The organism is Achromobacter sp. 1011811831 (assembly GCF_059760905.1).
Genome location: NZ_JCBANG010000022.1, coordinates 37482 through 63793, shown reverse-complemented (window position 1 = coordinate 63793; position 26312 = coordinate 37482). Strand labels below are relative to the sequence as shown.

Genomic DNA, 26312 nt, shown 5'->3' with positions numbered 1-26312 from the left:
CCGCTGCTGGCGCCCGGTACCAGCGCTCCGGGCCTATGACAGGGCGGCGGGTTCCCGGACCGCCCTGGCGCTTAGTGTCGGATTTGTCGCGCTCGAGGACGAGGCCATTTCGTAGCGGTTGCGCCCGGCGGCCTTGGCCGCGTACAGCGCGCCGTCGGCCTGCGCGAGCAGCGCTTCAAGATGCCTGCCGTCCCGCGGAAAGCAGGCGATGCCGATCGAGGCCGTGACGGATGCGAGGATGCCGGGATAGGGCTCGGCCAGCGCCTGGTTGAGCTTGCGCGCCACGTCCCGCGCCGTGTCCGCGTCCGCGCCATCGAGCAGCACCACGAACTCGTCGCCGCCGAAGCGCGCCACGATGTCGGTGGCGCGCAAGGCGGCGCTCATGCGTTCCGCCGCGATCTTCAGCACCAGGTCGCCCGAGCTGTGTCCCTGGGTGTCGTTCACCGCCTTGAAATGATCCAGGTCCAGCGCCAGCAGCGCGGCGGGCCGGGCGCTGCGCTCGCCCGCAGCCAGCGCGCGGGCCGCCAGTTCGCTAAAGAGCAGGCGATTGCTCAGCGAGGTCAGGGGATCGTGGTACGCCTGCCGGCGGGCCTGGGACAGCATGCGGGACGCGTGCAGCAGGGACCGGCCCAGCATGGCGGTCTCGCTGTAGCGGCTTTCGGGCACGTCGATGGCCTCGCCGCGTCCCAGCGCGATCGCCGGCGGGACCAGCGCGGCGACGGCATGCTCGATCCGGGTCGCCAGGCGGTAGGCCGCCCAGATGCCGGCGGCGATGATGGCCAGCCCGGCGCAGGCGCCCCAGATCAGCGAGCGCCACAGGTCCGCCGTCAGGGCGGACAGCGGCGCGCCCACCGCCACGGTCCAGCGCCCGTCGCGGCTGCGGCTGAAAGCGGTCAGCACCGGGATGCCTTCCTTGGTTTCGCTGCGCAGCGTGCCTTCGCGTTCGCGCGCGGCGGCGGCGGCCAGCGATGGCACCGCGTGCTGGCCGACGTAGCGCGATTCCTCGCGCGTGCGGCCCACGATCAGCCCGTCGTCGTCCAGCGCCGCCGCCACCCAGCCGTCCGGCATGGCCTGCCGGCGCAGCGCCTGGCCGATGCGTTGCGGCCGGATCTGCGCATAAAGGCCATAGCGCACTTCGCCACGGATCTCGACGGGTATGCCGATGGCCAGCATCGGCTCATTGTGCAGGGCGGTGCTGAACAGGCCGGCCATGACGATGTCGCGGCTGCGTCCCATCTTGGCCAGCGCCGCGTCGGACAGGGCGCTGCGGATCGCCGGCCCGGGATTGGGCATGCCGCTGTCGGCCAGCGGCACGCCCTGCGGGTCCAGCAGCATGTAGCCGTCCACGTTCTGCAGACGCAGCGCGTCGCCCAGTCGCCGATGGAAGGCCGGCAGCGCGCCGCGTTCGAGTTCGTCTTCGGTGGCCAGGATGCGCAGGCCGGTTTCCACGCCGCGCAGCTCCCGTTCCAGTTCGCCCGCGAGGCTGCGGGCGGAAGCCAGCGCGGCCTCGTATACCCGTTCCTTGCGCAGCAGGAAGTCTTCGTAAGCGGCGCCCGCCGCCACGAAAATCGTCGGCGCCGTACAGGCGATGCCGAGCAGCAGCAAGGCGCGCCGGATGGAGGGAAGCCGTCCGGCGGAGGCGGCGCTGCGGTGAGGATTCGTCATTTTTCTTCAAAAGCGCTCGTTTTCCGGCCGGTTTGCGAGCATTTACGCGATTTTGAATACCATGCCGGGCTACTGCGCGGTATTATTTTCGCCTGCAACATTCGCAGTGCTTCTGATCACCATCAACAAGGCGTGAGATGGGGGGCGGTTCGAATGAGCAAGCTCGCGACGACACTTGTTTTGGTTTGCGCAATGCTGGCTGCCGCGGTGGTTCCCACCTTCATGGGGATCGCGCTGCTGGACTATTTTGCGTTTGAACGGGCCAAGAATCAGGCCCAGACCGTGTCCAAGGCCGTGCTCAAGCGCGCCGACGACGTGCTGACCCAGCTATGGGAGGTCAGCCGGACGCTCGGCGACATGGGCAACAGTCCGCCCTGTGCGGCCTTCGCCCGCGCCGAGATGGGCAAGCTGGTGCTGCAGTCGCCGCTGCTGCGCGCCATCGCGGTGCTGGACGGATCGCGCGTGGCCTGTTCCTCGCTGGGCCACAGCATGGACAAGGTGGATATCGGCCAGCCCGATTTCGTGTCCGTGCGCGGCGTCAAGGTCTGGAGCGACGTGGTGCTGCCGGCCGCGCCCAATCTGCACTACAGCGCGCTGGCCGACGGCGGCTATGCCATCTTCCTGAATCGCGGCGACTTCCTGGGCGCGGCGGAACTGCTGGCTCCACACATGACGCTGGGGCTGGCGTATCCGGGCACGGCGGCGCAATTCCTGGGCAGCGGCAACGTCGACCCCGCCTGGATGGAAGGCCTGGAGGATCGCGTGCCCGTGACCGAGGAGCGCGCCGGCGCCGTCGTCGCGCTGACGCCGTCGTCGAAGTTCTCTTTCTTCGCCATGGCGACCCTGCCCAAGCATGCCTATCTGCACGACATGGCGCTGACCCGGTGGATCGTCGGCGTCACGGGCGCGCTGGCCGGGCTGCTGGTGTTCACGGTGATCTTCTGGCAGTCGCGGCGCGCGCTGGATCTGCGCACGCAGTTGCAGCGGGCCATCCACAACCGGGATTTCTATCTGGCCTATCAGCCCATCGTCGACCTGCGCAGCGGCGCCTGGGTCGGCGCCGAGGCGCTGTTGCGCTGGCGGCGGCCGCTGGGCGCCGAGGCGATCGGCCCGGACATCTTCATTCCGGCCGCCGAACGCTTCGGGCTGTCCGGAGACATTGCCACGATGGTGTTCGACCTGGCCCGCCAGGACATTCCGGTCATCGCCGCGCAGGCGCCCGATTTCTATGTGTCGCTGAACCTGGCGTCCAGCGAGCTGTGCTCGGGCAAGGGACGCGCCCTGACCCAGCGCCTGCTGGAAGTGACGGGCCGCGATCCGAAGCTGCTCTTCATCGAGCTGACCGAGCGCGGCCTGCTGGAGCAGAACGCCAAGGAACGCATCGAGGAACTGCGCGCGCTGGGCGTGCGGATCGCGATCGACGATTTCGGCACCGGCTATTCGAGCCTGGCCTACCTGGCATCCTTTTCGCTGGATTACCTGAAGCTGGACAAGCTTTTCACGCAGGGCATCGCGGACAAGGGGCCGCGCCGGACCGTGGCAATCCAGATCGTCGAACTGGCCCGGTCACTGGACCTGGACGTCATCGCCGAGGGCGTGGAAACCACCGAGCAGGCCATGGCGGTGTCCACGCATGGCGTGGCCAAGGCGCAGGGCTGGCTGTACGGGCGCGCGGTGCCGCTGGATGAGCTGCTGCGCCGCTTGCCCGAAGGCTTGCGGCCGCCGCCGCGCGCGCCGCAGGCCATCGCGCAGGAAGTGCCCGCGAGCTAGGAGCCGGTCGGCCTGTTTGCCGCCGCGATCTTCCTGGCGGCCACGCGGGATGCCGCCAGGCAGGGTAGCGGGGCCGGCCGCGTCAGGGCGCCAGCGTCTTCTTCATCGAAGGCGCAGGATGCCGCACGTAGTTTTCCTTTTCGTAGAAAGGAATGGCGTCGGGCCGCGCGTCCAGGAACACCGCGCTCATCTCGCGAGCCCGCGCGTCCGCTTCGGCGTAGGCCATCAGCGCATGTCCCGCGCCGCTGCCTCGCACGGCCGCGTCCACCACCAGATCGTCTACATGCAAGTGCGGGCCGCGCGCCAGCGTATGGACCGGTCGCATGCCCATGACGCCGACCAGCGCGTCGTTCAGGTAGGCGCCGACCAGCTCATAGCCGCCATGCGCCTGACGGCGGGCGCGGCGCAGGAATTCCGCCTCGTCCAGGTTGCGCAGCTGCGCGATGAGCGGAAAAGCCAGGGCCCATTCGGCGGGCAGCAGTCTTCTGACGGAAATCATGTTGGCGGGTGAGATGAGAGGGAGGCGTGAAAGTCTGGCGCGCACCGAGTGGGAATTCAGCGCGCCAGGCGGGAGTCAATACTGCATCTTGCCTTTGCCCATCAGCGTCAGCCCCAGGTTGCGGCCGGCGCGCATGAAGGGATACAGCGCCTTGGACAGGCAGGGCTTGCGGAAGATGGCGGCGTTGATCTGGTTGAACAGGTCGTTGCCGGTGCTGAGCAGGGCCAGCCGATTGACGCAATCCGCGCCCCAATAGATCTTGCCGTCCCATTGCAGCAGCATGCCTTCGTTCAGGTCATGGCCCCGCGCGCGGAAATGCGCCGCCAGCTCGGGATGCTCGCGCATGTTCAGCACGTCCAGCGGGCCGATGGTCTTGCGCAGCTGCATCAGTTGCACGTAGTTCGAACAGAAGGGGCAGTCGCCGTCGTAGAGCAGCAGGTTGCGGGTGAGGGGGGCAGACATGGCAGAGGCCGGCGGGCGTGGCGTTGATGATGCCCATAGCGTAGCAGGCGGACGCTGTTGAAGCACGCGCGCGCTGGGGTACGGCGCGTGGCGAGGCTCATGCCGCCTTTGGCCTCCGGCGCTGGCGTCCGGCGTATGGCGTATGGCGTGTGGCGTCAGGCGTCAGGCCTCAGCCGGCACCGCGCAGGTCGCGCACGCCGCGTCCCAGCTTGCGGCGCAACAGCGTGCGCAGCGTCACGCCGTCGGCGTAGCCCACGTCGGCGGCGATCTGCTCCAGCGTGCGACTGCTGGTCTTGAGCAGGTGCGCCGCGCGCTCCACGCGCAGTTCCTGGAAGTACGCCAAGGGGCTCTTGCCCAGCGTGTCGCGCAGCCGGCGCGCCAGCGTGCGCTTGCTGGTGTGCAGCGCCAGCGCGGCCTCGTCCAGCGAGAACCCTTGCGACAGGCGGGCGCGCGCCCAGCGCTCGAAGGCCTCGACCATGGGCTCGGCGTGGGCCAGGTGGTCGGGGATGGCGTAGGCCGATTGCGCGGGCCTCGGGTCCACGATGAGGTAGCGCGCGACCAGCCCCGCCAGTTCGGGGCTGGCCTGGCGCACCAGCCACAGGGCCATGTCGACATGGCTGAGCGCCGCGCCCGCCGTGAGCAGGGCGCCCGAGCGCACCAGCATGCGGTCGTCTTCCAGCCGCACATCCGGATAGCGCTGGCGGAACAGCGGCGCCAGCCACCAGGTGGTGGTGGCGCGCTGGCCGTTCAGCAGACCGGATTCGGCCAGCACGAAGGTGCCGATGCAGGCCGCGGCGATCTGGCCGCCGTTGTCCGCAAGCTCGCGCAGCAGCGCGCTGGCGTCGCGCACATCGGATCGGGCCAGCGCTGGCAGCAGCGTTTCCGGCATCTTGCAGCCAGGCGCGGGCACCACGGTCCAATCCGCGTCGATGTCCGCGCGCCCCGCCAGCGGCAAGGCCATGCCCTGCGCGGTGCGCACGCGCGCCCGCATGCCGGTCAGGCGGACATCGAAGGGCGTGATGGCGGCGGACAGCATGGGCGCCAGTTCGTTGGCCGTGGTGAATACGTCCAACAGCGCGGACAGGCCGATATCGAACACGCCGTCGAGCGCGAGAACCTGGATTTTCATTGGCAGGATTGATATCAAAAATGTCAATTTTGCCAATGGTAGCGAAGCCTGGGCGCCGCCACAATCCGCGCATCGTGCCCACCCATTGGAGATTCATGGACATGTCCAGCCTGCTGTATCCCCTGACCCTTGAAAGCCTGGCCGCGCTGGCGGGCTTTGCCGTCGTCACCTCGATATCGCCCGGTCCCAGCAACCTGATGCTGCTGGCCTCGGGCGCGAACTTCGGTTTCGGCCGGACCCTGCCGCAGGTACTGGGCATCACCGTCGGCTTCACCTCGCTGCTGTTGGGCGTGGGGCTGGGACTGGGCGCGCTATTCCTGGCGTGGCCGGCACTGGCGCAGGCGCTGAAGTTCGCCGGCGCGGCCTATCTGTTGTACCTGGCCTGGCGCATCGCGCAATCGCGCGCTATGGGTGCGGGGCCGGCGGCCGCGGCGCGGCCCTTGCGCTTCGGCGAATCGATGCTGTTCCAGTGGATCAACCCGAAGGCCTGGATGGTGGCGCTGGCGGCGGTGGCGGTCTACATGGACGCCGCCGCGCCCCTGCGCGCGCTGGCCTGGATGTGCGCGGTATTCGCGCTGGTGAACGTGCCCAGCGTGTCGGTGTGGGCCCTGTTCGGCATGTCGCTGCGCGGCTTCCTGGCCGATCCCGCGCGGCTGCGCCGGTTCAATATCGGCATGGGGGTCGCGCTGGCGCTGACGTTGTGGCCGATGCTGCGTTAGCGTGGCGGCGCGGGATGCAAGGCGGAAGCGGGTTTGTTTCTGCTGGATTATCAATCGGACTTGGGGGCCGCGCGGCAAAACATTATCTCAATATCTTTATGGCAGAATGCGCTGGCAGTTTTGTAAGCTCATGGACAAAGTGGAGAAGACCAGTGCTGGAAGTAAAGAAAAAGCCGATTTATCGGCGGTGGTGGTTCTGGGTTATCGCGGTAATCGTGGTGGCGGGGATAATCGGCGCGGAAGAGGCCGGCGAGGCCATCGCTTCGTCCGACATGCCCAAGGGGCAGGCTTCCCTGGTGGAGATCGTCGCCGCGGCCCAAAAGGATTCCGAGAAAATCGACAATGACATGCAGCGCGGCGGCATCAAGGCCAAGCGGGATCAGGCCTTGTGCCAGTCGGTCGGGTCGACGGCAGTGACCGATTGGATTGGCCAGGTCAGGGAGATCGGCGCCAATAGCGATGGCAAGGGCGTTCTTGCCATTGCGATTTCCAAGCGGATTACCGTCAAGACCTGGAACAACGATTTTTCCGATCTGATGCATCACACGCTGATGCAGCCGGGGTCGCCGCTATTCAATACCGCTTCCGGCCTGAAGGTCGGCCAGAAGGTCAAGTTCTCGGGTACCTTCTTCAAGGGAGTCAGCGGCGATTGCCTGTACGAGTCCAGCCTGCGCCTGCAAAGCAAGGTCGAAGACCCGGAGTTCATTTTCCGGTTCAGCTCGATCACGCCCATGTAAGGTCATGCGCATGCGCCAGCGGATGCCTGGCAGTCAGGAACCCGGCTACGTACGGCCGGGTTTTTCATTTGTGGCGCGCGGAGCGCATAACGGCCTGGTCCGGGCGCGGCCCGCGCGTCTCAGGCCTGGCCGCCGTCGGCCTCCCAGGCCAGCCGCAAGGCATAGTTGCGCACGTCCTCGGGCCAGGACGCGACCTGTTCCGCGTAGCGCTTGCGGTCGTCGGCGTACAGCGCGCGCGTGGCCTCCTCGAATCCGGGCAGGTTGCCGGCCAGGCTGCACATGAAGAGATAGGCGGCTTCCTGCCGCTCGCGCTTGCGATCGCGAACTTCGTTGTCGCGGCGCGCCTGTTCGACCAGCTTGCGCAGCGCCACCGAAGCGCCGCCGGGCTGCGCGGCCAGCCAGTCCCAATGGCGCGGCAGCAGCGTCACTTCGCGCGGCACCACGCCCAGCTTGGGGCGACCACGGCCGCGCGGGGCTTCGGGTGTTGCGTCGTCGCTGGCGGACGCAACGGCCGGTTCCGGCGCGGGCGCGTGGCGCGCGGCGACTTCCTCGTCGGTGCCGCTCAGGTTCAGGTCGACCTGGTGGCCGGTCCTGTCGTTGAAGATCAGAACGGGGGCGGACGGCGACGAGGGCGGGGCGTGCTTGACGGCGAGCGCTACATCGGCCAAGACACCCGAAGCGAGCACGCGGTGGCCGGTGAAAGCGGTGTGGAGATCGGTCGAGTGGGCCATGGATGGGAGTCCGGAGAAAGAGGATGCATGTCTGAGTGCGAATTATGTTCCGGGTAAAAACGCCTGTCAATATTGTCCGGGTGAAAATAAATGAGCAAGCTGGTCGACGGCAACCGACTCATCGTCGTGGATCAGGCTGGGCGGTGGCCTTACGAGTCCGCTGCCAGCGCCGGAAAGCCGGGCAGCGGCTGCGATCTTGCTGAATTAAGCAAGGAGCACGTGGAGGCTCGACGCAAAAAAAGCCACTCGAGAGGTGGCTTTTCCTATTGCATTCGACCCGCGGGTGAGTGTGGGTCTCCGAGTGGAGACCGTCCATCCGCTCGCGGGGCGAGGCCCCGCACGGAATCAGAAGCGGTGACGCAGGCCCACGCCGATCGCCGTGGCCTTCACGCCGTCGTTGAACGCGTAGTTCTTGCCGTACGAACCGTAGGCATAGAGGTTGGTGCGCTTGGACAGGTCGTAGGTGTAGCCCAGCGAGAAGATGTTCATCGTGGCGTCATCCTCGGTCAGTTTGTCGTTGGCCGACACGTGCTGCCAGGAGGTGAACACGCTGGACGCGCCGCCGATCGGGGCCGACAGGCCGACCATGTAGGAGTTGGCTTTGAAGTCCTTGGTCGCGGCGTTGGAGCCAAAGCCCAGGTCGGTGACCTTGCGATCGCGGACCATTTCCCCGCTGGCGCCAGTGGGGTTGGAAATGGCGAACCAGCCGTTGGTGGTGCGCGCATAGGCCAGGGCCAGCTTGACCACTTCGAAGTCGTACGAACCGCCAATCATGAACGAGCGCGGGGTGACCTGGCCGGCGTTCTTGGCTTCCGCGTTCGACGGGTTCAACTGGTCGTAGGTCAGCGCGACGTTCAGCGGGCCGTTGACGTAGCGCACGCCGGTCGTCAGGGCGCGGAGGTTGTCCGCCGTGCGGAAGTTCACGCGGCCGCGGGCCAGGCTTTCGTCGTTGGCGCTGAACGAGTAGCCGACGCCGAATTGCAGGCCGCTGAACGACGGGGTCTGGTACATGACCATGTTGTCATAGCGCTGCATATTGGCCGCGCTCATGCCGACGCCCATGCTGGCCATGCCGTAGTTGGTACCGAACGGATCGATCGATTCGAAGTACTTCGACGCGATATTGGTCTGGCGGCCGAAGTCCAGGCGGCCCCAGCTGTCGCTGGCCAGGCCGATCGTGGATTGGCGATCGAAGAGGCGCGAGCCCTGGCCGGCCACGCCGGCGCCTTGCTTGCCGTTGCCGGAGTTGAAGGCCGATTCCAGCTGGAAGACGGCGCGCAGGCCGTCGCCTAGGTCTTCCGAGCCGCGCAGGCCCCAACGCGAACCGTTCTGCATGCCGTTGATCATGCCGACACGGCTGCCGTTGTAGCCGTCAGCGGCGCCGCTGATCTTGTTGTAGCCGAGCCCGGTGTCGATCACGCCGTACAGGGTGACGGACGTTTCCGCCTGGGCAGCGCCGGCGAAGCCAGCGAACAGGGCGGCGGCGATCAGAGTTTTCTTCATGTTTTGGGGAGAGATTCCGTGGGTTTGAGCCGCTGGAACGGCTGCCGGATCGTGTCGTGTGCAACCGGGCCTTTCGACTCCGCGCACGCAAGATATCAGCGTTTTTGCGACTGCTGCGATGTGAAGGATCAGATGCGTCAAAAAAATAGGGAGCAGATGAGTTTCTGTTGGAGAAAGGCAACGAGCGCGTCCCTAAATAAACACTCCCCGACCAGCCTGACAGGTCTGGCGTGCGCCGACGGGCGATGACCGCGAAGCCGCCAACCGGGAAGGGCGCTTTTGCGGCCGCTAAGTGCTTGATTCATAAAGCCCCCCAAAATTTTCCTAGGGAGAACACCTAGAAAAATTGCCTGCGCGGCGTATAATCTTGCTTTGCGCCCGGAGTTACCCATGCGTCTCGTACAAAAAGCGCTCACCTTCGACGATGTGTTGCTGGTGCCTGCGTATTCCGAGGTCCTGCCTCGCGACACTTCCCTGGCCACGCGCCTGTCTCGCAACATCACCCTGAACATCCCGCTTGTGTCCGCCGCCATGGACACCGTGACGGAGTCGCGCCTGGCCATCGCCATGGCGCAAGAGGGTGGCATCGGGATCATCCACAAGAACCTGTCCGCCGACGCCCAGGCCCGTGAAGTGGCCCGCGTCAAGCGTCATGAGTTCGGCATCGTGATCGATCCGGTCACCGTCACCCCGCTGATGAAGGTGCGCGACGCCATCGCGCTGCAGCGCCAGCACGGCATCTCCGGCCTGCCGGTGGTCGAAGGCGGCAAGCTGGTCGGCATCGTCACCAACCGCGACCTGCGCTTCGAAGAGAACCTCGACCAGCCGCTGCGCAACATCATGACCCCGCAGGATCGCCTGGTCACGATGAAGGAAGGCGCCACGCTGGACGAAGCCCAGGCCCTGATGCACAAGCATCGCCTGGAGCGCGTGCTGATCGTCAACGACGGTTTCGAGCTGCGCGGCCTGGCCACGGTCAAGGACATCGTCAAGAACACCGAGCACCCGGTCGCCAACAAGGACGCCCTGGGCCAGCTGCGCGTGGGCGCGGCGGTGGGCGTGGGCGCCGGCACCGAAGAGCGGGTCGAGAAGCTGGTCGCCGCGGGCGTCGACGTGCTGATCGTCGACACCGCGCATGGCCACTCCCGTGGCGTGCTGGAAGGCGTGCGCTGGGTCAAGCAGAATTTCCCCAAGGTTGAAGTCATCGGCGGCAACATCGCCACCGCCGCCGCCGCGCGCGCGCTGGTCGAGTACGGCGCCGACGGCGTCAAGGTCGGCATCGGCCCCGGCTCCATCTGCACCACCCGCATCGTCGCGGGCGTGGGCGTGCCGCAGATCACCGCGATCTCCGACGTGGCCAAGGCGCTGGAAGGCACGGGCGTGCCGCTCATCGCCGACGGCGGCATCCGCTACTCGGGCGACGTGGCCAAGGCCATCGCCGCCGGCGCCTCCGCCTGCATGATGGGCGGCATGTTCGCCGGCACGGAAGAGTCCCCCGGCGAAGTCGTGCTGTTCCAGGGCCGTTCGTACAAGTCGTACCGCGGCATGGGCAGCCTGGGCGCCATGACGGAAGGCTCGGCCGACCGATACTTCCAGGACCCGGCCAACAACGCCGACAAGCTGGTCCCCGAAGGCATCGAAGGCCGCGTCCCTTACAAGGGCAGCGTGCTGGCCATCATTTACCAACTGGTCGGCGGCATCCGCGCCTCGATGGGCTACTGCGGCTGCGCCACCATCGACGACATGCGCACCAAGACCGAATTCGTGGAGATCACCTCCGCGGGCGTGCGCGAGTCGCACGTGCACGACGTGCAGATCACCAAGGAAGCGCCCAACTACCGCGCCGACTGATCCGCACAGTCAACTACAATGTCAGGCATCGCGCACCGGCAGAATCGCAAAATCAGTCAGCGGTTCTGCCGGTGCGGTTTTATTTCCAATAGGTAGAGTCTCATGCACCAGCGCATCCTCATCCTGGACTACGGTTCGCAAGTCACCCAACTGATCGCCCGTCGCGTCCGCGAAGCCGGCGTCTATTCCGAAGTCCATCCTGGCGACGTCGACGACGCCTTCGTGCGCGAGCAGCTGGCCCAGGGCCTGAAGGGCATCATCCTGTCCGGCAGCCACGCCTCGGCCTACGAAGAAGGCTCCATGCGCGTGCCGCACGCCGTGTTCGAGCTGGGCGTGCCGGTGCTGGGCATCTGCTACGGCATGCAGTCCATGGCGCAGCAGCTGGGCGGCGTCGTCAGCTTCTCCGACCACCGTGAATTCGGCTACGCCGAAGTCCGCGCGCACGGCCACACCAAGCTGCTCGACGGCCTGGCCGACTTCACGACGGACGAAGGCCACGGCATGCTCAAGGTCTGGATGAGCCACGGCGACAAGGTCACCGCGCTGCCGCCGGGCTTCAAGCTGATGGCGTCCACGCCGTCCTGCCCGATCGCCGGCATGGCCGACGAAGACCGCAAGTTCTACGCCGTGCAGTTCCATCCCGAAGTCACGCACACCGTGCAGGGCAAGGCCATGCTGTCGCGCTTCGTCAACGAGATCTGCGGCTGCCAGGGCGACTGGAACATGCCCGACTACGTGGCTGAAGCCGTGGCCCGCATCCGCGAGCAGGTCGGCGACGATGAAGTCATCCTGGGCCTGTCCGGCGGCGTGGATTCCTCGGTGGCCGCGGCCCTGATCCACAAGGCCATCGGCGACAAGCTCACCTGCGTTTTCGTCGACCACGGCCTGCTGCGCCTGGACGAAGGCAAGCAGGTCATGCAGACCTTCGCCGAGAACATGGGCGTCAAGATCATCCACATCGACGCGACCGCCCAGTTCATGGGCAAGCTGTCCGGCGTGGCCGATCCCGAAGCCAAGCGCAAGATCATCGGCCGCGAATTCGTGGAAGTGTTCCAGGACCAGGCCGGCAAGCAGAAGAGCGCCAAGTGGCTGGCCCAGGGCACCATCTACCCCGACGTCATCGAATCGGCCGGCGCCAAGACCGGCAAGGCCACCTCGATCAAGTCGCACCACAATGTCGGCGGCCTGCCCGACACGTTGAACCTGAAGCTGCTGGAGCCGCTGCGCGAACTGTTCAAGGACGAAGTCCGCGAACTGGGCGTGGCCCTGGGCCTGCCGCCGCAGATGGTCTACCGTCATCCGTTCCCGGGTCCCGGCCTGGGCGTGCGGATCCTGGGTGAAGTCAAGCACGAGTACGCTGAACTGCTGCGTCGCGCGGATGCGATCTTCATCGAAGAACTGCGCAACACCAAGGACGAGGCCAGCGGCCTGACCTGGTACGAGCTGACGTCGCAGGCGTTTGCCGTGTTCCTGCCGGTGAAGTCGGTGGGGGTGATGGGCGATGGGCGGACGTATGAGTATGTCGTCGCGCTGCGCGCGGTGCAGACGTTTGACTTCATGACGGCCGACTGGGCGCCGCTGCCGCATCCGCTGCTGGCTCGGGTTTCTTCGCGGATTATTAATGAGGTTCGCGGGATTAACCGGGTGGTGTATGACGTGTCGAGCAAGCCGCCTGCGACGATTGAGTGGGAGTGAGGGGAAGCAGTTTTCCCTTATAAATCAAAAGTCTAGAAAGACTCTCAAAAGATTATCAACAAGAATGTGATTCTTCTAGGCTTTTGATTTTAAAGGTGATTTCGTGTGAGCTATTTATCTTCAAGAGCTTCCAGGCAGCCAAGCTGACGGTAAATTTGACGGGGTGCGCAAGCTCTTTGGGCTGGGGTTGGCGTAGCCTCGGAAGAACTACCGTCAGCGACGGTAGTTCTTTCTCTTAGACATCAGGATTTATGCGGGCTCGCAAGGATAGGTAGGTCTCGTGATAGGTGACGGCAATCGGCCGTTTCAATCAGGAGACTATTCCCGTGCTGACAGACTTTGCCTGGCGGAACTTGAAACCCCGCGCGATCCTTTACACGGTCGCCGATCGCGATGCCATGTACGCCATCGTTTCACCGGAAGGCACTATGACCTTCCGTTACGACTACCGGATCAATGGCCGACGAGAGACGTTGAGCATAGGCCGTTACGGCTTCGGAGGCATTTCACTAGCCGAAGCCCGAGAAAAGCTGCGACGGGCCAAGCGGCTGCTGGGAGGGCGCTTCGCCAGCGCTACAGACGCAGCGAGAGAAGGGGCGTGGACCGGGAGCGTGAAGATGCCCAGGATTGCTATCGACGGCGTTTGCATCGCACTCCCGTAACGTGCCGCCAGGGTCGGTCGCGAGGTGGCGCATCAGGCGGTCAAGAGAACTTCCTGGACTTCGGAAACGTCGAGCGACGGGAGGCTTCCGACGTTGATGCTGTACTTGATTCCGGTCACGCCAAGTGGCGGCAAGTAGTCATCGGGTAGCCTGGGGAAGTCGCCGGCAACCTCGAAGACGTGAACGTCGCGGAATGTGAACCGCAGCAAGGCTCCGGTCTGCCGAAGGCCTTCATGCCAGCCGAGTTGAGCCAGGCGTGAATCGAAGGCGTCGAGTGCACGCCCATCCGATCCCAGCTTCTCTCGAATTTCATCGATGCGGTCTGCCAGGGTTTCGTCGCCGCCCAGGCTTTTCTCCAGCATCACGCTCACGAACAGAAGGCGTTTGCTGGCGGGGGCCTTGAGCTGATCGAGGCGGGAAATCTCGTGTTTCGGCTCCGATCGCGTGGTGGTCTTTACTTCGACGTGGACGTTTTGTCCGACGAAATCGTGTCGCTCGCTTTCCGGGCCGCTCCAGAGGTGGCAGACCCGGCTGCCGAGGGTTGGGAACAGCACATTCGAGAGCACCCAGAGTTCGCCGAATAGGCCGATCTGCTCTGTCGTGCTGAGCTCAAGTGTGAGCGGGCGCAATGCCGCGCGCATGTCGTCGATGATCCGTTCAACCGAGACAGCAGGGTCGCGGCCTTCGATGCGGATGGCATAGAGGACTTTGTTGGTGACTAGCGTAAGTAGTTCTTCGTGGTGGCTGCGGGCTGAGACATCCAGCCAAGTCTGTTCGCCTTCCAGGATGCGGACCTGAAGGCTTTGCAGGTCCGGCGGCAGGTTTTTCGGGGCGACGTCGATTGCCAGAAGCAGGTGCAGCCGTCCATCGTCTGACACGCCGATCAGCGCCGCTTCCAGGTCTTTTGCAGCTTGTTCGTAGATGCCCTCGTGTGGAAGCCGCTGCTTCCGCAGACTTGCCCAACGGTCCTGTGTGATCTCAACCATTGCGGACCCCACGGTTCACGACGAACCGTTGTTCGCCATCCGCAGTGCGGGGCAGCGATAACGCGAGGCCCAGCACGGCCTGTGTTGGCGCGCGGAGCGGTTCGGGATCGAGGGGGTAGAGCAGGAGCAAGCCCTGCTGCGCAGGTCGGTCCTCGCGCATTGCGCGGGCATTGAAGCCTGAGGCAGCGCGGTAGTTTTCCGGCCCGCCATGCAGATCAACACCTTCATGGCGAGGATCGATAAGGATGCCGATCGATTCGTTGGCCTGCAACGAACGTCGAACAAGGCCGAACGGCCTTCCACCTAGCAGAACCTCGCGTTCCCGCTGCGGGTTGGCTACGAATATGGTCCAGTTCGTCAGCTCTCCCGCTTCAGCGCGTTCCAGGATCCAGTCGGCAATCTCTGCGCCCTGAAACGCAATGCTGTTCGGGTGTCCTTCATAACGCCGCAGGAACAGTGCGATGTCCTCGGCCGGCACATCGTGGGCGATGGCGCCGCCGTGTGCATCCTGTGTCGGGGGATGCTGTCGCAGCAGGGCAGACGCGAGGTCAAAGTTCCGTTCCAGCAATTCCTGATCCTGCATGGGAAACAGAATTGTCTGCGGGTTCTCGCCAGACCATGACTGTGCATCGTCAGTCTGCATCCTGCTCTTGTTCTTGCTGGTGAGCAGGAGCTTTGAATGGGCGCGCATCCGGATGGCCATCTGGTCTGGCCTGCGGCCGGCCTTGTTCAGCGCTGTGATGGAATCTCGCAGGGATTCCTCAACTAGCGCGAGTTCCACAAACCACTGAGCGATGCCCTCGGTTGTCCAGATGCGGATCAGGTCTTCATAGCCAGTCCTGAAACCATACCAGCGGGCCATCTGCAGCAGCGAGTCCGCCAGCGTTGTGGTGCGCAGGAAGTAGGCGATTGTCAGTCCCTCAAGCGTCAGGCCGCGCGACAGCCGATTGCCGCCCACTGCAACGAGCTGCCGCCCAGGCTTGGCGTCGTACTCCAGTTCGTCGCCCGTCGTGCTGTTGAGCACAACGACGACCAGACGGGCCAAGTTCGTCACTGCCTCTTCCAGGAGAAGCTCTTCGCTGCAGGGCAGATCAATCTGTCCCAGTCCTGTGAGCGTTGACCGGAACATCTGCTTGAGTACACCGGGTTCGGCACTCTCATGATGGAACCAGTTGCGGATCTGTTCCTCGATCGCTTCACCAATGCGCAACTGGTCCTGCTGGAGCTGGGATACGTGCACCAGCATCGTGTTCGGCTTGCCCGACTGGCCGCGCAGCAACCTGATGGCGCCGGCCAGTGCAAACGTCAGAAGGGCATCGGCGAGCGACTGGGGTAGATCCAGTGGACCCCGGGCAACGATCGTCTCACTCCTTTTGCGCTGCTTCGACTTCAGAGCCTTCACATCCGCGGGGTCTACGGGGCGGAGTACGTCACGGCCCTGCGCACTGATGCCGAAAAGCTCCTCGGTCCCTGTGTAGCCGTCAGGCCGCGGAAGCTGCACGACGAAGTCCCTGGGGAACAGGTCTTCTCCGACTTGGTTGTCGCAGGCGTCGGGGTCTATAAGGATGTTGGCGAATGGCGTCGCCGTGTAGGCGATGTATGTAGCCCGCGGAATCTTGTTGAGAATGTCGCGAATTAGCGCGTTGGTCAGTGACGGGGCCGTGTCGGCATCCGGTTCGGTGTCCGCGTCGATACTGGGATCACGTCGATTTCCGCGTGTATTGATGGAAGCCTGATCGGCCTCGTCATCGATGAGAAGAACCGGTACATCAGCGAGGCGGCCTTCGAGATTTTCGAACCACTGGTTGAGCCGCTTCAGGATCGGCGTGATCTTTTTGGCGACGATCAGAACTGTACCCGTCGATGCGAATCCGTCGGCCACCTTCGGTTCACGAAAGTCTGCAGCCTCATCGGTCAGCGTGATCCAGTCGACGCCGGTCCCGGCAAGCTCCAGATCCAGGCGCTGCTGCGTCTGGTTCCGTAGCGAATCGTGGATGCCGGAAAGAACAATGATCAGGCGATAGCCGACATCAGCCGCGCGCGCCGCCACAGCTGTGAAATTGGCTGTCTTGCCTGACTGGACGTAGCCGACGACCAGTCCGCGGCACTGAAATTCCGGGCGAGCGATGGGCGTTGTCTTTGAGATGATCCGCAGTGACTCTTCCGCGACCGACGCAATCTGGTGCGGCTTCCACTTGGGTTGAGACCTCAGATAAGCTTCATGCCGGGACCAGTTGGTCCAGGCGGTTCCGTCGGTCCACAGGGCCAGCCTGGGCTTCAGCGTGAGGGGAAGCGGAAGTCGGATCTGCATCAGGCCTTGTCCGAAAACTGGTCCGGGACACCGGCTGTTTCCAGCGCGCGAAGGAATTCAGAGAGAGCAGTCTTGACCTCGGCATCCTTGTCAATGAGCTGTACGAGCGTCACCAGCGTCGGCATCAGGGGGGTGACCTCGACTTCTTCGCCCTTGAATCCCGTCTTGCGTTGCCATGGCTTGTCGCCGCTGCTGACGAGGCGGATTGAAGTCCTGTCTTTCTTCGCTGTGGGAGCTGGAGCCGGGGGGGCTCCCGGCGCTGTCGTTGGAGGGATCAAACCGCCCGGCGCTGGCGTGACTGTCGGCGACACAGTACGGCCGCCTCCTTTCGGTGCCGGCGCAGGCTTTTCCTTTTTGTTGTACCGGAGGCGGGCGGCTGCGCGAGGGCCTTTAATCAGGGCTTCGAGGGGCTTAGTGATCGCAAAGGGCAGGCGAATGAGCTGCTTGCTGATATCTACCTGCAACTGCTCATCTGCCAGTCTGTCAAAGTCGACTGCGACACGAATTAGCTTGGTGTGTTCATCCTTGGCGAAGAGATCTTCCCAGCCACCCCATTTGATAAGCCGGTCAAGCCGATAGAAGTACATGCCCTGTGCATCGTTGGCCCTGCCGTTCAGGGTGTGGCGGTCGCGTTCGACGCGTTGCTCCAGCGGTGGCAAATCCTTGACGTACTCGTCGAACTCTGCCTCGTTCGGTGTGACATAAGCTCGTACATAGAGTGCCGGCGTCTTGTCCGGCGTAAGACCGGGAAGCTCGATGCGATGCTGGTCATACTCCTTCGTCAGAGGATGTCCCATGGGGTTGTTGGCGCGTAGGATGTCATCATTCAATCGGATGACGACCTTCTCGCGCCCGCGCGCCTTGCCTTCAAGGTACCGGTGGAAGACAAGTTCGAGGTGCGACTTGATGGCGGCAAGCTCCTGCGCATAGGGGGAATCTGACTTGCCCCTGGCAGGCTCCAATGAGGGACGCATCTGCGTGAGCAGCACGGCTGTGCCCGAGTCGCCGATGGCCACAGCAGAGACATGCTCGGGAGCCACCGGGTCGCTTAGCAGCGCCCAACGGCGCGTCTTGGCAAGATGTTCCTTGTCCCAGGTGAGGGTTGTAGAATGGTTTTCGGCAGCCTTCGACACTACCGTCAGGCGATCGGCCTGAGACCAAGCCGCACCCTTGAGCCCATAGCCGAACTTGCCCAGGTCGCCATCGTCGTATTCACGCTGGTGCCCGATCTTCATTGCGTCTCGCAGGCCCGATGGCGTCATGCCCGTGCCGTCGTCGCGGATGCACATCCATCGGCCGCCCGCATTGGGATTCGGGAATGTGATGTTGATTTCCCGCGCGCCATGCGAAAGGCTGTTGTCCACGAGATCGGCCACAGCGCTGGGCAGACTGTGACCGGCACGCGCCAGGATCTTGAAAAGGCCGAGCGGGTCCGGGGCGGCGTCATCGTCGTTGTGGTTATTGTCGTTTTCTTTGTATGACGTCGCGGACACTGTTTTTGCCTCCTTGAATACCTGCGGGAAGTGATCCGAGAGCACTGTCTGGCAGTGCTGGCCCTCATCACCGTACAACGCGATCATTGCGGATTTACCTAGCCGGGCGCTTTCTCCATGGCCGAGGATCGAAGAATGGGCTGGGTGGTCTGCGGGGATGACAACCCAGGATGCATTGGCCGGGGTAGTCGAGGCGTCCACGACCATTGCAAACAGAACACCAGGGTCGACAAATCTGTAAAAGAGACTCGTCGGGCAGTCGCCTTCGAATCTCCAGTTTCGGTGCTGCCGCTTCAGCCAAGAGGCAATCTCTACGACGGTGTCCTCGTCTTCCAGGCGCCGGCAGTTGATGGCGATGATGTCCTGGTCTTCGGCGGAGGGAAAGACTGTGTCGACGACATCCCAGTCGAAGTTGATGGCGCGCTGTTTGGCGCGCTCCTTCCCCTGACGGCGGTATTCATGAAACATACCCAGTTCGGACGGTTTCAGCAGCCGGAGGATGGTGAACTTCACTTCGTTCCCTCGGTGGTCTTGATCTGTGACGGGTCCAGGCCCAGCAGGGATACGCGCATGTCTGGCGTCCTGGGGGCGCCCAGGCACTCCCGGATTCCACGAGCAATGGCATAGGCAAACAGCGGCGGCACGGCGTTGCCGATCTGTTTGAATGCCGGGTTCATCGATCCCTTGAAAATGAAACCGTCCGGGAAAGATTGGAGCCGCGCAGCCTCACGTACCGTGATAGTGCGTGCCTGATCCGAGTCAAAGTGGATGTGGGAATAGGAGTCCTTGCCGAGGTGCGCCATCAGCGTACGTACCGGAGCATCAGCGCGGAGCTTCCACCACTTGTTCGGAAACTTTCCTGGGTCGTACGGAATGCGCCAAGCCGTGATGTAGGAAATGACATCCGCGTTTCGCGGATCTGTAGGCAAGCCGCGCTTCTTGCGGTTGGCTAGCCAAGTAGCGATCTTCTGCTCGACATAGGCATGCACCTGCGGGTACTCCCAGCCAGGCTGAATCTCGGCAAAGATCTTGTAATCCCGGGGGAGGTATCGGAAGACATGGCCGGTCGTGGACTTGGTCGCAAAGCCCTTCCACTCCCGCATCAGACGTGAGTAGGGTGTTGTCGGATTTTTTGTCGTGTACTCGACGGACTCTGCCGGATCCTTTGCCCCGCGGCGGATGGCGCCACTACTCAGCAGTTCTCTGGCAAATCGGGGCGGGAGATCCGCAAGGGCGTCGGAGGCCGAGGTGGCTGCGGGAGAGTCGGGTGCGGGGTCCGGGATCCAGCGATGGTGCGCCGAGCCTTCGGCCTTCAGCACGCGGCGCGCGGCATTCTTGGAGCTGGTATAGCCGGAGGGCAGAACGAGGTGGTGCGTCGGCACGGGAAACCGGGGTTTGATGCCGGCAGACCGGTGAATACCGACAAGAATCATCCGCTCCCGCATCTGAGGAACCCCGTACCAAACGGAGTTCAGCAGCGTGTAGGCAACGTCGTAGCCTTCATCGGCAAGGCTCTTCGAAACCAGCTCGGCAACGTTGGTGCCGCCATGGTTCAGGATGTCCGGCACGTTCTCCATAAGTAGCGCGACAGGTTTTGTCGCCCGGATGAACGCGACGTACCGCTCCCACAGGCTCACCCGACCGTCCACGAGGAATGCCTGGTCTGCCGTTACCTCTTCGCGCAGCCGAGCCTGCTCGCGGAGTTTGGCCCGGCCTACACGGGCGAACGCCTGACAGGGGGGGCCGCCGACGAGCACATCGATCTGGCAGTCCGTGGCACCCTGCAGCCCCAGATCGCCAAAGACGGTGTCTGCGGTTTCGGTTACCGCGTCGCGGGGGGTGTGGTGCGCTTCCTTGTCACCCCCGACAGAGCGCGAGCCGAAGTTGGCTCCGTGCGACTTTGCAGCCCACGGGTCCATTTCTATGGATGCGACCGGCGTGAAACCGGCGGTCAGGAAGCCCAGGGAGATGCCGCCACATCCGGCGAACATATCCATGTAGCGGATCTTTCCGCCGTTCTGTATGCGCTGCAGCTTGTCGCGGATCAACTCGTGGTCCGAGGGCGAGGTGCGGGAATTCTTGCCGGTCGGGGAGGGCAGGTCGGCAGCCGTGGGGGCGTGCTTTTCGTAGATCTTGCTGGACTGCGACTTTCGCAGCTCGGTTTGGATGGACATCCGGTATCTCTCATAGGGAACATGCGCCAGGACCACCAGCACGGAGTGCAGGTGGTCGGAGGTTCAAGCCTGTTCATACCACGCACCGCAACCCGGCTTGACGATTCGTCTGCCGGACGCCAAATGCTGCATTGTGTCATAGTGTAATGAAGCCGCAGGAATGTCTCGCCTCAGAGCCTGCGAAGGCACAGATTAGGTGCGCTTTCATGATTGTATGAATTTCACATGGGCATTTTTTCTTCTACGTGTTCGGCAGGCGTTTGCAAGCTCGATCGAATCAAGCGAGGATGGTGCCGATGAGGAGATTGATGACGAGACGGCTATTCGGCTGGCAAGCACCCTCGCCCCGACATCCGCGAATATGTGGCCCGGTAGAAATGCTAATGGATATCGTTACACCTGAAAAGCGCTCCCGAATGATGGCAGGTATCAAGGGAAAGAATACCAAGCCGGAACTGGTCGTCCGCAAGCTTGTCCACGGAATGGGCTTCCGTTATCGACTGCACCGCAAGGATCTGCCGGGTTCTCCGGATTTGGTTTTTCCGCGTCTGAAGAAGGTGATTTTTGTCCATGGCTGTTTCTGGCATCGACATACCGGATGCAGATTTGCCTATACGCCAAAGTCAAACGCGCAGTTCTGGCTGAAAAAGCTAGAGGGCAATATTCGACGCGATGGTCAGGTAGTGATGGCTCTGGACGCCCTGGGCTGGCAGGTTCTGATCGTTTGGGAGTGCGAGGTTTCCGATCTGCCCGTGCTGACTCGGAAGATGAGCTTGTTCCTGACGATTGACCATCACTGATCGTCAGGCAGACGGTCGACTGCTCTCGTGCTGGGGCACCTGTGCATCTTCGGCGATGGTGGGCGCTCTGTCCGTGCCGCGCAGCAAGCCGCCGCGGGAGTCTCGACCCCTCGGCTGTATTGACCCAGTGAAAACCTGCTCACGTCATAATCAATGGAGTTGACGATGAGCACGAAAATGGAAAACGACATCAAACGCTGGACGGCCAAGCGCAAGAGTGCGCTGGTACTGGACATCATCCAGGGCAAGACCACCGTGGCCGAAGCGAGCCGCCAATACGATCTGTCGCCCTCGTCGGAGGTCGAGCAGTGGGTCGATGACGGCAAGCGGGGCATGGAGAACGCGCAGCGCGCGAGAAGAAAATTGCAGTCCCTGCTGGGCGAGGACGAGAAGTGATCGAGACTGGGCGTCCCCGATGATCCGCCAGGGACTGCAAGCCGAAGGCATCACCGTCTCGATTGCCAAGCTGTGCCGCTGGTTTGGCGTGCCGCGCCGTCCGGTTTACTACAAACCGGTCAAATCGCCGCCGAAGGTCGATCCGAAGTTCGTCGCCCCGATCAAGGCGATGATTGAAGAGTCGCCGTCGTTTGGCTACCGGACGGTTGCGCATCTGTTGGGGTTCAACAAGAACACCGTGCAGCGCGTGTTCCAACTGATGGGCTGGCAGGTCCGCAAGCGGCCGATTGGCTTCAGACCACGAATCCAGGCGCTGCCGTCGGTGGCTAGCAAGCCCAACGAGCGTTGGTCAACGGACCTATGCCGTGTCTGGGCGGGCCGCGATGGCTGGGCGACGCTGGCGCTGGTGATCGACTGCCATACCCGCGAGTTGCTCGGCTGGCATTTGTCGCGCTGCGGCAAGGCCTGCACCGCTGGCAGTGCCTTGGAACACGCCCTGATCGCCCGTTTCGGAACACTGGGGCGCGTGCCTGCGCCGTTCCTGCTGCGATCGGACAACGGACTGGTCTTCACGTCTGGCAGCTACACCGCGCTGGCGCGAGGCTACGGGCTGCGCCAGGAGTTCATCACGCCGCATTGCCCGCAGCAAAACGGCATGGTTGAGCGTGTCATCCGTACCTTCAAAGAACAATGCGCGCATTGGCATCGCTTCGAGAATATCCAGCACGCCAGCCGCGTTGTAGGCGACTGGATACGTTTTTACAATCACCGACGCCCGCACCAGGCGCTCGAGATGAAGACTCCGGCTGAGGCGTTTGCATTAGCCACTTAACCTGAGCAGGTTCTGCTGGGTCATTACACGTTGGCGTTCCACGGCATCTCAAGCCGCCTTGGCAAACCCGGTGGAACCGCCGGCATGGTTGGCGGTATCACAAGGCCGGACCTTGAATGACCAGGGTTGGTACCGTCAAATGTCTGGACGGTACCAATTCTGGTTTTGTTGAGGGGGGATGCTTACCGGCTTGAATCTCCTCGATTGGCTTCGATGACCACGACGCACTGGCCCGCGCGCACCGAGGCGCCGGGTTGCGCGCGTACTTCGCGCACGACGCCGGCCTGTGGCGCATTCAAGGTGATTTCCATTTTCATCGATTCCAGGACGACGAGTTCCTGGCCAGCCTGTACTTGCTGGCCGACCTGTACCCGCACCTGCCACAGGTTGCCGGTGATATCGCTTTCCACGCCGTGGCAGCCTTCGGGCAGCGGCGCTTCGGCCTGGGGGGCGCCTGCCGCCGTGTCGTCGCTTTCGAAGTGCGCCTGTCCGGTGTCGATCCAGCGCTGGCGCTCCGCGTCGAAGGCCGCGGCCTGATGTGACTTGAAGGCCGCGATGTCCTCGGCCTCGCGGCGCAGAAAGTCCTGGTATTGGGCCAGGTGCAGTTCCGCCGGCTCGATCCGCAAGGGGAACCGTCCCAGCGGAAAGTCTCGCCGGATGCGCGCCAGCTCCTCGGCGCTGACCGGGTAGAAGCGCAGCTGGTCGAAGAAGCGCAGCAGCCAGGGCTGGCCGTCGAAGGCGGGCACGGTCCGATAGCGGTTCCACATCTGCAGCGTGCGGCCGACGAACTGGTAGCCGCCGGGTCCTTCCATGCCGTAGACGCAGAGATACGCGCCGCCGATGCCCACCGAGTTTTCGGCGGTCCAGGTGCGCGCGGGATTGTATTTGGTGGTGACCAGGCGATGTCGCGGATCCAGCGGCGTGGCCACCGGCGCGCCAAGATAGACGTCGCCCAGGCCCATCACCAGGTAGCTGGCGTCGAAGACCGTCTGGCGGACCGCGTCGATGTCGGGCAGGTCGTTGATGCGACGGATGAATTCAAGGTTGCTCGGGCACCATGGGGCATCCTTGCGCACGGTGGTCATGTATTTGTCGATGGCGAGCTGGCAGGCCGGATCGTCCCAGGACAGCGGCAGGTGCACGACGCGGGAGGGCACGCTCAGGTCGCGGGCGGCGCTGACGCGCGTCCATTGCGCCGCGATGTCCTGCAGCAACACCGGCAGCGGCAGCTTGCGCGGGCAATAGTGGACCTGCAGCGAGCGGATGCCGGGCGTCAGGTCGACGATGCCATCGATATCCTGCGCCTGCAGGGCCTGCATGAGGGCGTGCGCCCGGAAGCGCGTGACGAGGTCCAGCTCGGGCGCGCCCACTTCGAGCAGCAGATGGGTGTCGCCCGACAGGCGGGCCACCAGGCGCTGGTCGCCGGCGCCCGTGTCGAGCACGATCGGCGAGGCAGGGGCCGTGGCTTGCCAGTCCTGTTGGTCCGGGGTCAGCGTCGCGCTTTCCTGGTCGCGCGCATCGGCCAGGCGGCGGGCCGTGGGCAGATCCACCGCAATGAACTGCACGCTGTCGCCCGCCTTGAGCTGGCCGAGCTGCCACAGGTCCGCCTCGATGACCGTCACCGGGCACACAAAACCGCCCAGGCTCGGACCATCGGGTCCCAGGATCACCGGCATGTCTCCCGTGAAATCCACGGCCCCCACGGCATACGGGTTGTCGTGGATGTTGGAAGGATGCAGGCCCGCTTCCCCGCCGCTGTCGCGGGCCCATTCGGGCCTGGGACCGATCAGCCGGACGCCCGTGCGGCTGGAGTTGAAGTGCACCTCCCATTGGGCGGCGAAGAAAGTCTCGATGTACCCGGCGGTGAAATACTCGGGAGCGCCGTGGGGACCGTAGATCACGCGGATCCGGCGCAGGGGGGGCAGCGGGGCGAGCAGTGCCGGCGGCAAGCTGGCGCCGGCCGAGGCGTCGTCGAGCGTCGGCAGGCGCAGGACATCGCCGGCCCGCAGCGCCCGGCCGCCGTGACCGCCGAACTGGCCCAGGGTGAAGGTGCTCTTGCTGCCCAGGTAATCCGGCAATTGCAGGCCGCCGCGCAGGGCGAGGTAGCTTCGGACGCCCGCGCCCTGGATGGCGCCAAGCGTGAGCGTCGCGCCAGCGGGCACGAACAAGGCCGTGTCCATGGGCTGCTCGGCGCCATCGAGCAGGACCGGCAACCGCGCGCCGGTGACCGCCACCACCGCGGGCGCGCGAAAGCGCAGTCGCGGTCCCGACATCGTGATCTCGAGCCCGGCCGCGCCTTCGGCGTTACCCAGCAGCCGGTTGCCCAGGCGCAGCGCGCGGTCGTCCATGGGACCGGAAGGCGGCACGCCCACGGCCCAGTAGCCCTGGCGGCCTGGCCAATCCTGCACCGTGGTCAGCGTGCCCGAGGACAGCACGTCGAGCGCCGTGCTGCGGTAGGCCAGTGTTTCCAGGCAGCGCGTCCAGGGCGATCCGCTGGAAAAGGGCGCATCCGCGAGGATCTGGCGCAGATAGTCGCGATTGGTCTCCACGCCGTAGAGACGGGTCTGCGCCAGGGCTGCGTCCAACGCGTCGCGCGCCGCGTCGCGGGTGGGCGCGCAGGCGATCACCTTGGCGATCATGGGGTCGAAGAACGGCGGGATTTCGCAACCGGCTTCCACCCAGGTGTCGATCCGCAGCGCGCGACCGTCGGCGGCGGGGAAGGCCACCTCGCTCAGCAGGCCCGGACTGGGCTGGAAATCGCGTCCGGGATCTTCGGCGTACAGCCGCGCCTGGATGGCGTGTCCCTGGGGCCGCAGCCCCTGCGCGAGTTGCTCCAGCGGGGGCAGCGTGCCGGCGGCGAGTTCGATCATCCAGCGCACGAGGTCCACGCCCCAGACCTGCTCGGTGACGCCGTGCTCGACCTGCAGCCGGGTGTTGACCTCCAGGAAATAGAAGCGTTGCGCATCGCTGTCATAGACGAACTCCACCGTGCCGGCGCTGCGATAGCGCACCGCGCGCGCCAGCGTCACGGCCGCCTCGCAGAGCGCGTTGGCGATGGCATCGGGCAGGTTGGGCGCGGGGGTTTCCTCGATGACTTTCTGGTTGCGTCGCTGCACCGAGCAGTCGCGCACGCCCAGGGTCAGCACGCCGCCCTGGCCGTCGCCGAAGACCTGCACTTCCAGGTGGCGGGCGCGTTCGATGTAGCGCTCGATGAAGACGCCCGCATCGCTGAAGTTGCTCTGCCCCAGGCGCTGCACGACAGCGAAGGCGTCCTGTAGCTCCTGCGGTGACCGGCACACCCGCATGCCGATGCCGCCGCCGCCGGCGGTGCTCTTGAGCATCACCGGATAGCCGACCTGTTCGGCCGCGGCCAGGGCGGTTGCGGGGCTGTCCAGCAAGTCGGTGCCTTCGAGCATCGGCACGCCCTGTTCACGGGCCAGCGCCCGCGCGGTGTGCTTCAGGCCGAAAACCCGCAGCTGCTCGGGCGTGGGTCCGACGAAGGCGATGCCGGCGGCCATGCAGGCCTGCGCGAAGGCGGCATTCTCCGACAGGAAGCCGTAGCCGGGATGGATCGCGTCGGCGCCGGCGTCGCGCGCGGCGTCGAGCAGTTTGTCTGTTACGAGGTAGGTATTGTTCGCGGCGCCATCACCAAGGCAGTACGCCTTGTCGGCCTGGGCCACGTGCAGGCTGCCCGCGTCGGCGTCGGAATAGACGGCGATGCTCTGCACGCCCATCGCGCGCAGCGTGCGCTCGATACGGCAGGCGATGGCGCCGCGATTGGCAATCAGGAGTTTCTTGAACATTCGATCGGTCTCGAGTGGCGGGCCGTCCCGCGATGACATAGCGCGCCCCGGTCGTCCGGGGCGGGAGAGCGAGGCGCGCGAGCGCGGCCTCGAT

At 64.4% G+C, this 26312-nt stretch carries 19 protein-coding genes and 1 pseudogene; 9 read left to right on the top strand and 11 right to left on the bottom strand.

From position 1 onward, the window contains the following. Positions 1–33 precede the first annotated feature (33 nt). Positions 34–1665, bottom strand: a complete 1632-nt coding sequence (locus AC6LJ9_RS11335; protein ID WP_498147620.1) for a diguanylate cyclase — start codon at positions 1663–1665, stop codon at positions 34–36. A gap of 192 nt (positions 1666–1857) precedes the next feature. Between AC6LJ9_RS11335 and AC6LJ9_RS11330 the strand changes: the two genes are divergently transcribed. Further along, the gene (locus AC6LJ9_RS11330; RefSeq protein WP_498147619.1) at positions 1858–3435 is read left to right on the top strand and encodes an EAL domain-containing protein; all 1578 of its coding nucleotides are present in this window, start codon (positions 1858–1860) and stop codon (positions 3433–3435) included. An 82-nt stretch (positions 3436–3517) separates the two neighbouring features. Here the strand turns inward: AC6LJ9_RS11330 and AC6LJ9_RS11325 are convergent, their stop codons facing one another. The 3 genes from AC6LJ9_RS11325 to AC6LJ9_RS11315 form a co-directional block, all read right to left on the bottom strand. After that, positions 3518–3934 carry a GNAT family N-acetyltransferase gene (locus AC6LJ9_RS11325; RefSeq protein ID WP_212318524.1) on the bottom strand — a complete coding sequence of 139 codons (417 nt, stop codon included), beginning with the start codon at positions 3932–3934 and terminating at the stop codon, positions 3518–3520. Between the two features lie 75 nt (positions 3935–4009). Continuing rightward, a complete protein-coding gene (locus tag AC6LJ9_RS11320; protein ID WP_498147618.1) occupies positions 4010–4396 on the bottom strand; it encodes a DCC1-like thiol-disulfide oxidoreductase family protein in 387 nt (128 codons plus the stop codon). Between the two features lie 169 nt (positions 4397–4565). After that, on the bottom strand, positions 4566–5525 hold the full coding sequence (locus AC6LJ9_RS11315) for a GlxA family transcriptional regulator (RefSeq protein ID WP_498147617.1): 960 nt from the start codon (positions 5523–5525) through the stop codon (positions 4566–4568). 95 nt (positions 5526–5620) lie between these two features. Between AC6LJ9_RS11315 and AC6LJ9_RS11310 the strand changes: the two genes are divergently transcribed. Next, positions 5621–6244, top strand: coding sequence for a LysE family translocator (locus AC6LJ9_RS11310; RefSeq protein WP_498147616.1), 624 nt, complete (start codon positions 5621–5623; stop codon positions 6242–6244). Positions 6245–6396: 152 nt separating this feature from the next. Continuing rightward, on the top strand, positions 6397–6981 hold the full coding sequence (locus AC6LJ9_RS11305; RefSeq protein WP_498147615.1) for a hypothetical protein: 585 nt from the start codon (positions 6397–6399) through the stop codon (positions 6979–6981). Between the two features lie 119 nt (positions 6982–7100). On the opposite strand, the gene AC6LJ9_RS11300 is transcribed toward AC6LJ9_RS11305, so the two are convergent. Together AC6LJ9_RS11300 and AC6LJ9_RS11295 are read right to left on the bottom strand one after the other, a co-directional pair. Further along, positions 7101–7712, bottom strand: coding sequence for a DUF2239 family protein (locus tag AC6LJ9_RS11300; RefSeq protein WP_498147614.1), 612 nt, complete (start codon positions 7710–7712; stop codon positions 7101–7103). Positions 7713–8057: 345 nt separating this feature from the next. Next, positions 8058–9215 (bottom strand): porin, encoded by a 1158-nt coding sequence (locus AC6LJ9_RS11295; RefSeq protein WP_212318514.1) that lies wholly within the window; start codon positions 9213–9215, stop codon positions 8058–8060. Between the two features lie 390 nt (positions 9216–9605). Between AC6LJ9_RS11295 and guaB the strand changes: the two genes are divergently transcribed. The 3 genes and pseudogenes from guaB to AC6LJ9_RS11280 all read left to right on the top strand — a co-directional run. Then, positions 9606–11066, top strand: coding sequence for an IMP dehydrogenase (gene guaB / locus AC6LJ9_RS11290; protein WP_103274872.1), 1461 nt, complete (start codon positions 9606–9608; stop codon positions 11064–11066). A gap of 102 nt (positions 11067–11168) precedes the next feature. After that, a complete protein-coding gene (gene guaA / locus AC6LJ9_RS11285) occupies positions 11169–12761 on the top strand; it encodes a glutamine-hydrolyzing GMP synthase (RefSeq protein ID WP_103274871.1) in 1593 nt (530 codons plus the stop codon). A gap of 326 nt (positions 12762–13087) precedes the next feature. After that, positions 13088–13361: pseudogene (locus tag AC6LJ9_RS11280) on the top strand (Arm DNA-binding domain-containing protein); the annotation flags it as partial. A 94-nt stretch (positions 13362–13455) separates the two neighbouring features. On the opposite strand, the gene AC6LJ9_RS11275 reads toward AC6LJ9_RS11280, so the two are convergent. From AC6LJ9_RS11275 to AC6LJ9_RS11260, 4 genes are read right to left on the bottom strand one after another with little or no spacing between them, the layout of a single operon-like run. Next, positions 13456–14409: a PD-(D/E)XK motif protein gene (locus AC6LJ9_RS11275; RefSeq protein WP_498147613.1), complete on the bottom strand. Its 954-nt coding sequence runs from the start codon at positions 14407–14409 to the stop codon at positions 13456–13458. Beyond that, complete coding sequence (locus AC6LJ9_RS11270; protein ID WP_498147612.1) at positions 14402–16720, bottom strand: Z1 domain-containing protein; 2319 nt, start codon at positions 16718–16720, stop codon at positions 14402–14404. The genes AC6LJ9_RS11275 and AC6LJ9_RS11270 overlap by 8 nt, the downstream gene beginning before the upstream one ends. Then, complete coding sequence (locus AC6LJ9_RS11265) at positions 16720–18726, bottom strand: ATP-binding protein (protein ID WP_498147611.1); 2007 nt, start codon at positions 18724–18726, stop codon at positions 16720–16722. Before AC6LJ9_RS11265 ends, AC6LJ9_RS11270 begins: the two co-directional genes overlap by 1 nt. Next, positions 18723–20387, bottom strand: a complete 1665-nt coding sequence (locus AC6LJ9_RS11260; RefSeq protein WP_498147610.1) for a DNA cytosine methyltransferase — start codon at positions 20385–20387, stop codon at positions 18723–18725. Before AC6LJ9_RS11260 ends, AC6LJ9_RS11265 begins: the two co-directional genes overlap by 4 nt. 383 nt (positions 20388–20770) lie before the next feature. Here AC6LJ9_RS11260 and AC6LJ9_RS11255 point away from each other — a divergent pair, with 383 nt between their 5' ends. The 3 genes from AC6LJ9_RS11255 (at position 20771) to AC6LJ9_RS11245 (ending at position 22415) form a co-directional block, all read left to right on the top strand. Next, positions 20771–21187, top strand: coding sequence for a very short patch repair endonuclease (locus tag AC6LJ9_RS11255; RefSeq protein WP_498147609.1), 417 nt, complete (start codon positions 20771–20773; stop codon positions 21185–21187). A 165-nt stretch (positions 21188–21352) separates the two neighbouring features. Continuing rightward, entirely contained in the window at positions 21353–21583 is a 231-nt protein-coding gene (locus AC6LJ9_RS11250; protein ID WP_498147608.1) for a DUF1153 domain-containing protein, read from the top strand. Then, positions 21504–22415, top strand: coding sequence for an IS3 family transposase (locus tag AC6LJ9_RS11245; protein ID WP_498147607.1), 912 nt, complete (start codon positions 21504–21506; stop codon positions 22413–22415). Before AC6LJ9_RS11250 ends, AC6LJ9_RS11245 begins: the two co-directional genes overlap by 80 nt. Before the next feature lie 182 nt (positions 22416–22597). On the opposite strand, the gene uca is transcribed toward AC6LJ9_RS11245, so the two are convergent. Next, the gene (gene uca / locus AC6LJ9_RS11240; protein WP_498147606.1) at positions 22598–26218 is read right to left on the bottom strand and encodes an urea carboxylase; all 3621 of its coding nucleotides are present in this window, start codon (positions 26216–26218) and stop codon (positions 22598–22600) included. Between the last annotated feature and the right edge of the window lie 94 nt (positions 26219–26312).